This is a genomic window from Mycolicibacter heraklionensis, assembly GCF_019645815.1.
Lineage (GTDB): Bacteria > Actinomycetota > Actinomycetes > Mycobacteriales > Mycobacteriaceae > Mycobacterium > Mycobacterium heraklionense.
This window is the reverse complement of the sequence record NZ_CP080997.1, coordinates 3,940,991-3,954,230: the sequence shown is the minus strand read 5'-3', so window position 1 is coordinate 3,954,230 and position 13,240 is coordinate 3,940,991. Positions and strand designations below refer to the sequence as shown.

Genomic DNA, 13,240 nt, shown 5'->3' with positions numbered 1-13,240 from the left:
GGGGAGGACACCCGCGCCCGTTTCCGGCACCGTGTCTGTTATGCAGATCACAACTGAACTCGCGACATGGACCGGTCCTGGCCGCCCGTTCTGGTGGGACCAGGTGCGCCCGGATGCCGAGGTCTACCCCCTACAAGCGGTGATCTTTGATCTCGACGCGCTCGCCGACGCCGACGGTGAACCTCGGTCGGGCCTGGTGGACCTGGTGTTGAGCCTGTTCGCGACCGGTCTGTGGATCGCGGTGGTGGGCGCCGGCCCGCGTGCCTGGGTGCAGGAGCGGGTGCGGGAACTGATCGGCGACGGCATGGCCGAGACCGTGGTCAGCGCCGACGACCTGACCGGTCCCGCCGGTGATGCCGAGCTCTACCGGCTGGCGCTGTGGGAGCTGGGCATCGTGGCCGGGGAGGCGCTGGTGATCGCCGGCTACGAGTCCGGGGCCCGCACCGCGGCCGCGATCGGCCTGCCGGTGATCTACGCGGGTTCCAGCCGTTACGACGGGCTGCTGGCCAACGGATGCCGGGAGTTGCAGGCGCAGCGGGTGGTCGCCCGGTTCAGCTGCCGCGAAGCAGGCTGATCACGGCGCTGGTCACCACGCCACGCCGCAGTCGTTGTTTGCGCTGACGCCACCGGTCACCGACCATGATGTGGTGCGTCGACTGGTGGTTCTGCTGTGCGCAGCGCTGTGCGCGATGGGCGTGACCTCGGTGACCGCGCCGCGGACCGCGGCGGTCGTCGAACCGTGGTTCGGAAATGCGGTCGGCAACGCCACCCAGGTCGTTTCGGTTGTCGGAGTGGGGCATTCGATCGCAAAGATCGATGTTTATCAGCGGACTCCCGCGGGCTGGGAAGCGGTCGCGGCCGGGATTCCGGCACATGTCGGCTCGGCGGGCATCACGCGAGGGACCAAGGAAGGTGAGCCGTCCACCCCGATGGGGTTTTTCACGCTCGATTCGGCGTTCGGCACCGCTCCGAATCCCGGCGGTGGCCTGCCGTATGTGCAGGTCGGATCCGACCACTGGTGGGACAGCGACTCCAACAGCCCGACCTACAACACCATGCAGGTCTGCAAGAAAGCCCAGTGCCGGTTCGACACGGCGGCCAGCGAGAACCTCGACATCCCGCAGTACCGGCACGCGGTGGTCATCGGCGTCAATAAATCCCGCACACCCGGTGACGGCTCCGCCTACTTCTTTCACACCACCGACGGCGGGCCTACCGCGGGCTGTGTGGCGATCGACGACGCCACGCTCGTGAAGATCATCGGCTGGCTGAGGCCCGGCGCGGTGATGGCAATCGCGAAGTAGCCCGCAGTGAGGTCCGACAAGTCTGGGCGGCCCGATCGTGACCGAGCACGCCGGCGGAGAGCTCAGCTGCCGCGCAGCAGATTGATCACGGCGCTGAAATCCTGCGCGCCGTGTTCGGCGGCGAACTCGCGGTAGATCTGGGCGGCGTGGCTACCGAGCGGGGCGGCCGACCCCGTCGCGGCGACCGCATCCATCGCCAGGCCCAGGTCCTTGTTCATCAGCGCGGCGGCAAAGCCGGGCTCGAAGTTCCGGTTCGCGGGCGAGGTGGGCACCGGCCCGGGTACCGGGCAGTTGGTGTGCAGCGCCCAGCAGTTTCCGGTGGCCCCGGTCATCACGTCGAACAACGCCTGGTCGGCCAGGCCCAGCTTTTCGGCCAGCACGAACGCCTCGGCGACCGCCACCTGCTGCACGGCCAGCACCATGTTGTTGCAGATCTTGGCGGCCTGGCCGGCGCCCGCCGCGCCGCAGTGGATGATCTTGGCGGCCATCGGCTCCAACACGGGGGTCGCCCGCGCCACTGCGGCGTCTTCGCCGCCGACCATGAACGCCAGCCGTCCGGCGACCGCGCCGGTCACCCCGCCGGACACCGGCGCGTCGAGCTGGGCGATGCCGTGGGAGCCGGCCAGGGCGTGCACCTCGCGGGCGTCGGCGACCGAGATGGTCGAGCTGTCGATGAATAGGGTGCCCGGGGTGGCCGCCGGCAGGATCTCGGCGTAGCAGCTCTTCACCGCGTCCCCGTGCGGAAGCATGGTCACCACCGCGTCGGCGCCGGCCACCGCCTCGGCGGCGCCGGTGTGGACGCTCACGCCGTGTTGCTCGGCGGCTGCGCACGCCGCCGGCACCGGATCGAAGCCGCGCACGGTGTGCCCGGCGGCGACCAGGTTCGCCGACATCGGCCCACCCATGTGGCCGAGGCCGAGAAACGCGACGATTGCCATATGTGCTCCTTTGGCGGCGGGTTACTGGCCGGAGCGGACGCGGGCCGCCTCGGCCCGGCCGATCACCAACCGCATGATCTCGTTGGTGCCCTCCAGAATGCGGTGCACCCGAAGATCCCGGACGATTTTCTCCAGACCGTATTCGCGCAGATATCCGTACCCGCCGTGCAGCTGCAGCGCCTTGTCGGCGACATCGAAGCACGCGTCGGTGACGTAGCGCTTGGCCATTGCGCACAGCTCGACCTTGTCGGGGGAGTTGTTGTCGAGCGCGGTCGCCGCGCGCCACAGCAGTAGCCGCGAGGTCTCCAGCGCGGTGGCCATGTCGGCGAGGGTGAACCGGATGGTCGGTTCGTCCAGCAGCGCCTTGCCGAATGCCGTCCGGTCGGCCAGGTAGCTGCCGGTCTTGTCGAACGCTGCCTGGCCGCCGCCCATCGAGCAGGCGGCGATATTGATCCGGCCGCCGTTGAGGCCGTTCATCGCGATGTTGAACCCGTTGCCATCGCCTTCGGGACCGCCGAGCATCGCCTCGGCCGGAACTCGCACGCCGTCGAAGATCACCTGCGCGGTCGGCTGGGAGTTCCAGCCCATCTTCTGCTCGGCGGCACCGAAACTCAGTCCCGGCGTGTCCTTTTCGACGATGAACGTGGAGATGCCCCGCGGTCCGTCACTGCCCGTTCGGGCCATCACCACATAGACGTCGGAGACGCCGGCGCCGGAGATGAACTGCTTGACGCCGTCGAGCACGTAATCGCTACCGTGGCGCACCGCGCGGGTGCTCAACGCGCTGGCGTCCGAGCCGGCGCCGGGCTCGGTGAGGCAGTAGCTGGCCACCGCCTCCATCGACGCCAGTCGTGGCACCCAGCTCTTGCGCTGGTCTTCGGTGCCGTAGCTGTCGATCATCCAGGCGCACATGTTGTGGATCGACAGGTAGGCCGCGATCACCGGGTCGGCGATCGAGAGCTGCTCGAAGATCCGCACCCCGTCCAGCCGGCGCAGCCCGGAGCCGCCGACGTCGTCGCGACAGTAGATCGCCGACATCCCCAGCTGGGCCGCCTCCCGCATCACGTCGACCGGAAAGTGGTGGGTGGCATCCCATTCCAGTGCATACGGGGCCAGGCGCTTGTCGGCGAACGCCGCTGCGGTGTCGACGATCACCCGTTCTTCGTCATCCAAGATCGTGTTCATGAGCGCGGGCCTATTGCATTGTGGGGATGTGGAATTCGGCGCCGTCCTTGATTCCAGACGGCCAGCGCTGGGTGACGGTCTTGACCTTGGTGTAGAAGGTGATGGACGCGGTACCGTGCTGGTTGAGGTCGCCGAAGCCGGAGCGCTTCCAGCCGCCGAAGGTGTGATAGGCCACCGGCACCGGAATCGGCACGTTCACCCCGACCATGCCGACCTGGACCCGGGAGGTGAAGTCGCGGGCGGTGTCGCCGTCGCGGGTGAAGATCGCCACCCCGTTGCCGTATTCATGCTCGCTGGGCAGCCGCAACGCCTCTTCGTAATCGTGGGCGCGCACGATGCTCAGCACCGGACCGAAGATCTCGTCGGTGTAGATCGACATCTCGGTGGTGACGTGGTCGAAAAGCGTCGGCCCGGCGAAGAAGCCGCCGGTCAGGTCGGCGTCACCGAACTGGGTGTCGTCGCTGGCCCGTTCGCGGCCGTCGATCACCAGCTCGGCGCCGGCGGCCGCGCCTTGGGCGATGTAGTCGTTGACCCGCTCGAGGGCGGCCCGGGTGACCAGCGGCCCGTAGTCGGCCTTCGGGTCCAGGCTGTGGCCCACCCGTAGGTTGTTGATCCGCTCCACCAGCCGGGCCCGCAGCCGGTCGGCGGTCTGCTCGCCGACCGGCACCGCCACCGAGATCGCCATGCAGCGCTCGCCGGCGCTGCCGTAGCCGGCGCCGATCAAAGCGTCGACGGCCTGGTCCAGGTCGGCGTCGGGCATCACGATCATGTGGTTCTTGGCGCCGCCGAAGCACTGCGCGCGCTTGCCGTTGGCCGTGGCGGTCGAGTAGATGTACTGCGCGATGTCGGAGCTGCCGACGAAGCCGATCGCAGCGACGCCCGGGTGGTGCAGCAGGGCGTCGACGGCCTCCTTGTCGCCGTGCACCACCTGCAGCACCCCCGGGGGCAGACCGGCCTCGACAAACAGCTCGGCAAGACGCACCGGCACCGACGGGTCGCGCTCGGAAGGCTTGAGGATGAACGCGTTTCCACACGCCAGGGCCGGTCCGGCCTGCCAGAGCGGGATCATCGCCGGGAAGTTGAACGGGGTGATCCCGGCGACCACACCCAGCGGCTGGCGCAGCGAGAACACGTCGATGCCCGGGCCGGCGCCTTCGGTGTGCTCACCCTTGAGCAGGTGCGGGATGCCGACGCAGAACTCGATCACCTCGATGCCGCGCTGGATGTCGCCGCGGGCGTCGTCGAGGGTTTTGCCGTGCTCGCGGGAGAGCAGCTCGGCCAGCTCATCGACATGGCTGTTGACCAGGTCGATGAAACGCATCATCACCCGGGCCCGGCGTTGCGGGTTGTAGGCGGCCCAATCGCGCTGGGCCACTGCCGCGGAGGTGACCGCGGCGTCGACGTCGGCTTGGTTGGCCAGCGGCAGGGTGGCCTGCACCTCGCCGGTGTTGGGGTCGAAGACGTCGGTGGTGCGCTGCGAGGTGCCGGCGTTTCGGTGGCCATCGATGAAGTGCGGAATCTGTGTGCTCATGCGGTCATCCCGGGAGTGTTTTCAGTGGCGAGTGGGGACCGGATCGGCCCGGCCCCGAGAATACTAGGATGTCCTAGTAATTACCAGAGGGGGTCCCCGCGCCGCGCTCCAGCGCGCCGCCGCTGCTCGGCCCGCCGGATCCGCCGAGTTTTCGACGACGGCTGCGATGGGATTATCGGTACGGTCGTAAAAGTCATTTCCCGCTGTTCTCATGCCGGAATTTCATCCGTCGACTATTCTTGGATTTTAAATCTGACGCTGGCGGAGGAAATAGCATGGGGCGACGGAGAATTATCTGCACGCTGATGCTGGTGGCCGCCTGGGCCATCGCCGTACCGGTCCGAGTGCCTCCGGTGTCGGCCGAACCCGGCGCCGCCGGCGGCTACGCCGCGATCCCCGACGTGATCGCCGGAACAAGACCGGATCATTTGGGCACCTGGGAAGTTCGATATCAACGTGTCGCCGGGGGTGATGAGAACGTTGCGGCCGCGATCAACGACGTGATCGATGCCGAGGCCCGCGGCCAAGTCGCGACGTACGAGCCCAGCGCAAGCAAGACCGTTCCCTGGACGTTCAATTCCACCGGCACCTTGTCATTCCGTCCGATCACTGTCTCAGAGCTTTTCGTCGGCGAATACAACACCGATATGCCGAATATGCCTTTTCATGCGGTGGCCACCCGGGTATTCGACAAACGCAGCGGCATCCTGATCACTTGGGACAATTTATTCGTCGACAAACCGGCCGGCCTGGCCCGGCTGGCCGAGCAGACCAAGCAGATCCTGCCGACCGAGTACGCGCCGCCCAGGCAGGGCACCTGGCAGTTCGGCAACGAGGTGGCGCCGCTCGATATCAACTTCAAGTACTGGATCCCCACCGCCGACGGCATCGAGTTGCACTTCGGCGACTATCAGTTCGGCCGTGGTCTCGCGGTGATCACCGTGCCGTGGGCGCGGGTGGCCGACCTGATCGCCCCGGAGTTCGCGGCGATCACCCAGTAGGCTGCGCCACCCGCGGAGTGAAACTGCCGTGGAAGGTGAGCGGCAGGTGATGCCGCAGCCGGCCGGTGTAGACCGGCCCGGCGTCGACGTGCTTGGCGTCCAATACGGCCAGGGCGGCACGGTTGTTCACCCCGTCCTGGGTGGCCACCAGCAACCAGCCGTCGTCCTCGTCGGTGCCGCCGGGACGGGCGGCGAAAACGGCCTCGTGCGGCTGGTGGCCGTACGGGAACTGGTGGGTGACCACCGCGCCGGTGGTGTTGTCGACCTTGGCCACCGCATTCGGGTAATTGCTGCCGTCGGCGTCCGCGGACAGATAGGTGTAGCGGTTCGGCCGGCTGGTCCGGAAGATATTGAACGACGGGAACTCGCCGCGAAGCTCCGACAGCGGCTCGTGAATAACCTTGTCGGATTTGGTGATCCGAAGTCTCAGCAACGTCCCCCCGTAAGACCCGACCTCACTGGCCCGGTCCGTGCTCAAACTCGAGAGCTGACCGTTGAGTTCTTCCCAGGTCGAGTCGTAGTGCACCAGCTCCACGATCGTGTCGGTGCCGTCCTCGTAGGTGTTGGCCAAGTGCAGGTGCAGCAGCGGATCGGTGTACAGCACCCGCGGTTTGCCACCATCGCGGGGCACCAGGCCGATCATGGTGCCGCGGGAGGCGTCGTATTCGATGGCGTCGATGAAGTTGCGCAGCCCGAATCCGGCGCCCATCAGCTTGGAGGTCGGGAAGATCAGCGGCGGAATCGCGAACACCATGTGCTTACTGGTCAGGCCCATGTCGTGGTTGAACATTGCGAACGGCAGCTTCAGCTGACCCAGCCGGTGCAACGCGCCTGCGCGGTCGACGCGATAGCAGATCAGTTTCGGGAACGGCACCATCGCCAGCCCGAAGTTGAACATCTCCTTGGTGTCCGGGTCCCACTTGGGGTGCGCGGAGAACGCGCCCAGCCATTTCAGCTCGCCGTCGAAGTTGTGGATACCGATGGTGTCGAGCGTGTCGGGATTGAGCTCGGTGGGCGGGCCGCCCTCCCACAGCGCCAGTAGCTTTCCGGCGTGCATCACCACGCTGGTGTTGGCCACGTTGGCCGGGAACCGCAGTGCGTTGGTCAGTATTCCGCCCGGGCGCATGGTTCCCAGTGCACGGTAGGGCGCACCGTGGGAGGTCAGCGATTTGCGGTAATGCTTGGTCCGCACATACCTGTTGCGGTAGTGCACCGATCCGCCCGCGATGGAGAACAGCGACAGCATCCCGTCGCCGTCGAACAGGTGACCCAGCGCCTGCCCGCCGGCATCGAGCTTGCCGGCGCCGTTGCGGTACAGGGTGCCCTGCAGCTCCTCGGGCAGTTCACCGTCGTAGTCATCGATGGTGTAGTCGTATTCCTCGTAAAGCGGCGTGTACGCGGCGAAGTCGGCGCCGGCAGTGTTCGAGTTGGTCACAATCGGTCCTATCTGTTGGGGTGACTCGCGGCGGGGTGAACCCGCAGCGTGCAGGACAGTCCGGGCAGATGGGGGTCGAACTCCAAGGGCATGGCTGAATCTTTGTCGAACACTTTCTCGCAGGCGGCCTTGCAGGCCATCAGGCACGAATGCTCCTGCGCCACACCTGTCTCCGTGGCAGTGTGCATGGCGCACTCGGGTATCTCATATACCAGAGTGCCGTCGGGTTCGACGCCGGACCGCTGGATCGGGCCGACCAAGAAAGTCGCGACGGAGACCCCGGCGTCCATCACACTCGGGTACAGCCCGCGCGGGACCAGGGTGACCGTGTTGAAGGCCGGCAGCAGGATCCGCAGCCACCGACGCAAGCGGCTCGCGACGGCGTCGGAGACCAGGTGTTCAACATCGTCTCGTGGCAGTACCTCCACCAACCCGGTGATGGCCCACTCCAATTCTCGGACGAACTGCCCGTAGCGCCGCCGCCACGACTCGCGGGGGGCCAGCCGTGCCCGGGGGCGGATGCGTGTGGCGATCAACGCTTCCCACCCGGCGTCCACTGCCTCGCTGTTGTCGGCGAGTTGGCGCAGCATGGGCAGCAGCACCGACTCCGGGATGTCACCCACCCGGGACAGCATGGAGCGCATGATCCAATCGTCGCGCAGGGCAGTGATCTTGCTACTCATGGCAACTCCACTTTCGCGGCTTTCCATTGACCGCCGATCTGCTGCATTGTCATCACGATGCGGCTGCGGTCTATGCGCGGGTCCGGCACGTCGGTGTTGGTCACGGTCTGATCGACGAACAACAGCACCACGACTCGGTCCTTGGTCGCCGACTTGATCGCGGAGTCGATGACGACGCCGTGCCCGGTCGCCTTTCGCGCGAGCAGCATCTGCCGCAACTGGGCGCTGGACTGACGGTACATGTCGTGGAACTCGCCGGTGGAGCCGTCCAGCACGGCGGCGAAGTTCGCGTCCAGGTTGTTGCTGTCCACAGACGTCAAGGTGGCGGCATAGTCCTGCGCAACGCGTTGGGCCGCCGCGCCGGCAGCCTCGATGTCGCGATGACTCTTGTTCTGCCAACCCAGGTATCCGCAGCACGCGGCGAGCGTGACGACCAGTAGTGTCAATGCGCCGATCACCAGTTGCGGCAGCAGCTTTCGCGACACCGTCGCTGTCCCGTCATGCGGGTGGGCGCCTCCGTCGGCAGGAGTGCTGTCGGCTGCGCCGTCGGGGAGCTCGGCAAGCTCCTTGGCTTCGGTCGGCAACTGCGTGTCGAGCATGCGTTATCTCCTTGTCAGTTCCACGGGATGCCCTGTCGGTGCGGCTCGGATTCCGGCGGCATGGCCGGGCCGCCGTAGGGCAGTGGGATCGTGTGCGGGCCGACCGGAGTGGGATCGGTGCGCCGCAGCGGATCCCAACCGGGGGGAGGATTGGCGGTGTCGTCGCCGGGCGGGCGGGGAGCGTTGCGGGCGCCGCGGATCAGTAACCCGGGGTCGTCGTTGAGGCAGTACGTGTTCAGGTAGGGCTCCGGGTAGTTCGGGATGAACGGAACATCGCGGGGGTGCGAGTAGTCGCACATATACCGCGGGTAGATGTCGGCGATCGCCCATATGCCACCGCCGTGCATCAGGCTGGCGACCCCGTCGAGCAGCGGCGGCCGGTCGTCGCGGAACAACTGCTGCAGCGCCGGTACTCGTACGTAGGACAGTTGCGCGACGGTGGTCAGGTTCCCCAACAGCTGCACCGCGGTCTCGGAATTGTCGGCGATCACCTGATCGACCGTGGCGAGCACTTTCGGCGTCTCGTCCAGCATGCGGCGCATTCCGGCGTCCTTGTCAGTGACACCGGCCAGGGTGGCTCCCAAATTGCTTGCGATAGAACGCATTCCATTCGATGAATCGTCGAAGATCTTGAACAGCGGGCGGCTGCTGCGCAGCAGCGTCATGGTTTGCGGCAGCACACCGTCCAACGTGGAGATGAGCAGCTGGCTACCGGTGAGCAGCTGCCGCAACTTCTCGGGCCCCTGCTCGCTGACCGCGAGTTCATCGAGGACAGCCTTGAGCTGAACCGGATCGGTCTGCGCCAGCAGGCCGTCGACATTGCCGAGCAACCGCCAGATCGGGATCGGAGCCGCGGTGTAGGCGCGGTCGATCACCGCTCCGTCGGTGAGTGGCGGGCCGGTGGTATCGGTGGGCTCGAAGTTGAGGTACTGCTCGCCGGCCGGTGACAGGCCTGACACCCGGGCAATCGTGCCGTCGCGCGGTATCTTGGCGCGGGCGTCGATGCGGGCGATCGCCCGCACCCCGTCGCCGGTGAAGTCGACCGAGGCCACCCGGCCGATCGGCACTCCCCGCAGAGTGACATCCTGGTTGGCCAGCAGCCCGCCGGACTCATCCAAGTGCACCGCCACCGTGATCTGATCGGCGAACGGGTTGTCGCGCAACGCGCCGAAAAGCAGATACGTCACCCCGACGACGACCAGCGCGATCTGCGCCAGACCGGAGATCAGCAGCCGGTGCGCCACCCCACTACGGACCGTCCGCAGGATCAGCGCGGCGATCGGTTCGACGACGTTCATTGGTGTGGCCCCCAGATTCGGCCGCGGTCGGTACCCCAGACCCGATCGCCCAGCTGGCTGATCACGTACCGTAACGATCCGACCAGGTTGTCCCAGTCGGCCCACTTGGGGCCGTGGAACTCGGGATCCCCCAGGTGGTTCTTGTCGGGGATGTGGCCGAGCGCCAACTGCTGTAGGTCGACATCGGAATGGGCTGCGTTGGCGCTGAACAGTTTCAGCACCGGCGGCAGAATTCGCACGAAGTTGTCCATCGTGACTTGCGGATCCACCGCGGTGTCGTTGAAAGCGCGGGACAGTTCGTTGAGGTCGTGGATCAGGCTGCGGGTGTCGACGCCGGCGATCGACGGGAACCGTTGCAGTTGGCTGGTTACTGCACCCATCTGGTTCAGCAACGCGACGATGGTGGCGGTGTGGTCGGCGATGACGCTCAGTGCCGGCGCCGACGACGCCAGCACATCGTTGATCGAGTTCCGCTGGCTGTTCAGCGTGTCGGCCAGCGCGGCGGTCTGCTGCATCACCGCGCGGATGTCGTCGGTGCGGGACGACATCGTGGTGACCAAGGCGCGCGATTCCCGGATCATCGCGGCCAGCCCTTCGCCGTCGTGCCCCACGGCGGAGCCCACCCCGTTGAGAACTCGGGTCAGGTTGCCGATCACCCCGCCGTTGACAAGCATCGACGTCGAGGCCAGCACCTCCTCCACGGTCGCGGCGGCCAGAGTCGAGGTGATCGGGATGCGGTCGCCGTCGTGGAGAACCGCCGCACCGTCGGCCGGTGCGGGTTGTCGCAACGCGACGAAGATGTCGCCGAGCGGAGTGGCCGACCGCAGCTCGGCGGTGGTTCCGGTGGGCAGCCGGACGTCGGCGAGGATCCGCATATCGACCACGGCGGTGTAGTCCTTGGCCGTCATCGACACCACTTCGCCGACATCGGCACCGCCGAGGCGAACCTTGGCTCGGTCCGGCAGGTTGAGGGCGTTGGAGAATACCGCGCTCAGGTGGTAGCTGTCGCCGCCGATTCCGGGCGCGGGCAACGGCAGTTGCTCCACTCCGACCGAACATCCGGCGAGCAGCATTGCCGCCGCCGCAACCGGCAACCCGACGAGCCGACGCCCGGTCACTGCCCCAACCTCGTCATCGCATCGAGCACGGACGTGATTCCGAAATCCGGGCCCAGGTCGCGGATGGTGCCGGTGCGGCACCCCAACTGCCGCAGACCCAGGATGTTGCAGACCTCTTTGGTCATCGAACTGTCGAAGAACACCGAATCGAAGTGCGCACCCACTCGCAGCATGCCGTTGTCGGTGTCCATCGCATTGACCACGTTGTCGATCGCCAGCGGGGCGACGTCGAACACCTCGGAGAGTTCGCGGCGATAGTCGACCAGGGCCTTGGTCAGCGCGTTGCTGCTGCGCAGCGTTGCTGTCAGGTTGTCGCCGTTGTCGGTCAGCAAGGTGTTGAGCTGTTCGAGCACCTGGTTGAGCGCGCGTCCGGTAGCGCCCCGCCCGACACCCTCCTGGGCGACGATGTCGCTGAGCGCCCGGATGTCGGAGCCGAAGGCACGCACCACGTCTTGGTTTCGGGCTGCCGCATCGGTGAGCCTGCTCAGATTGGTGATGATCGTGGTGATGTTGCGCCGCGTTGCCTGCCCGTCATCGTCCCCGGTGCGCAGCGCTGCCGAGAGCTGGCCGAGCGCGGTCTTGAGCTGCTGCCCGCTCGTGGTGGTGATCTCCGAAGTCGCGGTGAGGATATCGGCCATCGGTCCGCCACCATGGCCATCGCCGCCCAGCGCGGTGCCGAGCTTGTCGACCATCTTGAGCACCCGGTCGAATTCGATCGGCGTCTTGGTTCGGTCCAGGCGCAGCGTGGCACCGTCCGGCAGAGCCGGGCCGCCGGCATACGGCGGGGTGAGTTCGACGTGACGATCGGTGAGGATCGACGTTCCCACGGTCACCGCCTGCACATCGACGGGGAGCACAATCTTCGGGTCGACCTGCAGGACCACTTCGACGTAGCTGCTTTTGGGGCTGATCGAGGCCACCCGACCCACCGGCATGCCGAGCACCGCGACGGTGTTGCCGGTGTAGAGACCGATGACGTTGTCGAACTGGGCGGTGATGGTGCGCGGCCCGGTACTCACCACCGGCCGCAGCGTGTACCCCGCACCCAACACCGCAGCTGCGGCGGCCATGATGGCTGCGACGAGGATGGTCCGCTTGGTCATTCGCAGTCCTTGAAATATTGGTAACGCTCCGGCCACCTGTATTGCTCTGCGCGGCCGCTGATCGCGCACATCCAGGAGTCCACCAACAGACCGCCGGGCAGGGCGAAGTCAAGGAATGGCCCGGACCCGGTGGCGTTGGCCACGTTTCGCATCGACAACGGCATCGCCTGGAACAAGTTGCGGAGCAGGTCGTCGTGGTCGCCCACCATCGCGGTGACCTGCCGGATGTCACCCAGCAGCCGGTCGAGCTGGGCGTGGTCGCCGACCGTGATGTCGCGGGCGGTGCTGACCAGCGTTGTCGCGGCCTCCATCAGCCGCTGCACGGCGTCCCGTCGCGCCACGACTTCGCCGAACAGCTGGTGGCCCTGGTTGACCAGGGCGGCGAGGTCGGCCTGCTGGCCGCCCAGGATCTCGGCGATCTCGGCGGTACTGCGCAGCAGCCCGGCGATCTGGTCGCGTCGTTCGGCGATGACTTGCGAGAGGCTCTGCACGCCTGCCAGCGCATCCGGCAGGACCGATGGAACGTCGCGCAGCTGGGTGGACACCAGTTGCATCGACTGGGCAAACCGCTGCGCGTCAACGTCTTCGAACGTGTTGGTGGAATCTTGCAGCAGCTTCTGCAGGTCATAGGGGACGCTGGTGTGCGCCAGGGTGATTCGCCGGCCGTCAAGAGTCCCGTCGCCGGCCGGCTTCAGTTCGACATAGCGGGCGCCCAAGACGGTGCTCAGTTTGATCGCGGCGCGGGTCTGCGAGCCCAGGACCACGTCGTGACGAATCTTCATCGACACCATCACGTGGTCACCGTCCAGCGCGGTGTCCTCGACCGTGCCGACCGGGACGCCGGCGATGCTGACCTCATCGCCCGACCGGATGCTGGCCGCCTGCAGGAAGTCGGCGAAATAGGTTGTCTTTCCGAGGTTCAACGTGGTGAGCAGTGTCGTAGCGGCGATCACCGCCGTCAGGGTCAGCACCGCGAGGGCGCCCAGCCACGCTTGGCTGCGGTCCTCGAGGACCCGTTTGCGGACCTGCGTGGCTGCCACGGCGG

At 66.8% G+C, this 13,240-nt stretch carries 13 protein-coding genes; 3 read left to right on the top strand and 10 right to left on the bottom strand.

All coding sequences use genetic code 11. The features are described from left to right. Window positions 1-40: 40 nt before the first annotated feature. A complete protein-coding gene (locus K3U94_RS18725; protein ID WP_047320758.1) occupies window positions 41-574 on the top strand; it encodes an HAD family hydrolase in 534 nt (177 codons plus the stop codon). Between the two features lie 73 nt (window positions 575-647). After that, window positions 648-1,304, top strand: a complete 657-nt coding sequence (locus K3U94_RS18720) for a L,D-transpeptidase family protein (protein WP_220694688.1) — start codon at window positions 648-650, stop codon at window positions 1,302-1,304. A 62-nt stretch (window positions 1,305-1,366) separates the two neighbouring features. On the opposite strand, the gene mmsB is transcribed toward K3U94_RS18720, so the two are convergent. The 3 genes from mmsB to K3U94_RS18705 are packed head-to-tail and all read right to left on the bottom strand — an operon-like array spanning window position 1,367 to window position 4,958. After that, entirely contained in the window at window positions 1,367-2,242 is an 876-nt protein-coding gene (mmsB, locus tag K3U94_RS18715) for a 3-hydroxyisobutyrate dehydrogenase (RefSeq protein WP_047320759.1), read from the bottom strand. A 21-nt stretch (window positions 2,243-2,263) separates the two neighbouring features. Further along, window positions 2,264-3,427, bottom strand: coding sequence for an isobutyryl-CoA dehydrogenase (locus K3U94_RS18710; protein ID WP_220694687.1), 1,164 nt, complete (start codon window positions 3,425-3,427; stop codon window positions 2,264-2,266). A gap of 10 nt (window positions 3,428-3,437) precedes the next feature. Beyond that, window positions 3,438-4,958 carry a CoA-acylating methylmalonate-semialdehyde dehydrogenase gene (locus K3U94_RS18705; protein ID WP_220694686.1) on the bottom strand — a complete coding sequence of 507 codons (1,521 nt, stop codon included), beginning with the start codon at window positions 4,956-4,958 and terminating at the stop codon, window positions 3,438-3,440. A 275-nt stretch (window positions 4,959-5,233) separates the two neighbouring features. Here K3U94_RS18705 and K3U94_RS18700 point away from each other — a divergent pair, with 275 nt between their 5' ends. After that, complete coding sequence (locus tag K3U94_RS18700) at window positions 5,234-5,959, top strand: RsiV family protein (protein ID WP_230987226.1); 726 nt, start codon at window positions 5,234-5,236, stop codon at window positions 5,957-5,959. Here K3U94_RS18700 and K3U94_RS18695 read toward each other — a convergent pair. From K3U94_RS18695 to K3U94_RS18665, 7 genes are read right to left on the bottom strand one after another with little or no spacing between them, the layout of a single operon-like run. Beyond that, on the bottom strand, window positions 5,949-7,394 hold the full coding sequence (locus K3U94_RS18695) for a carotenoid oxygenase family protein (RefSeq protein WP_230987225.1): 1,446 nt from the start codon (window positions 7,392-7,394) through the stop codon (window positions 5,949-5,951). The genes K3U94_RS18700 and K3U94_RS18695 overlap by 11 nt on opposite strands. An 8-nt stretch (window positions 7,395-7,402) precedes the next feature. Further along, entirely contained in the window at window positions 7,403-8,077 is a 675-nt protein-coding gene (locus K3U94_RS18690) for a hypothetical protein (protein WP_220694685.1), read from the bottom strand. Further along, complete coding sequence (locus K3U94_RS18685; protein ID WP_220694684.1) at window positions 8,074-8,676, bottom strand: Rv1363c family protein; 603 nt, start codon at window positions 8,674-8,676, stop codon at window positions 8,074-8,076. Before K3U94_RS18685 ends, K3U94_RS18690 begins: the two co-directional genes overlap by 4 nt. Before the next feature lie 14 nt (window positions 8,677-8,690). Continuing rightward, window positions 8,691-9,974: an MlaD family protein gene (locus K3U94_RS18680; RefSeq protein ID WP_220694683.1), complete on the bottom strand. Its 1,284-nt coding sequence runs from the start codon at window positions 9,972-9,974 to the stop codon at window positions 8,691-8,693. Continuing rightward, window positions 9,971-11,092, bottom strand: coding sequence for an MlaD family protein (locus K3U94_RS18675; protein WP_220694682.1), 1,122 nt, complete (start codon window positions 11,090-11,092; stop codon window positions 9,971-9,973). Before K3U94_RS18675 ends, K3U94_RS18680 begins: the two co-directional genes overlap by 4 nt. Further along, window positions 11,089-12,195, bottom strand: coding sequence for an MCE family protein (locus tag K3U94_RS18670; protein WP_220694681.1), 1,107 nt, complete (start codon window positions 12,193-12,195; stop codon window positions 11,089-11,091). The genes K3U94_RS18675 and K3U94_RS18670 overlap by 4 nt, the downstream gene beginning before the upstream one ends. Then, entirely contained in the window at window positions 12,192-13,235 is a 1,044-nt protein-coding gene (locus K3U94_RS18665) for an MCE family protein (protein WP_220694680.1), read from the bottom strand. Before K3U94_RS18665 ends, K3U94_RS18670 begins: the two co-directional genes overlap by 4 nt. Between the last annotated feature and the right edge of the window lie 5 nt (window positions 13,236-13,240).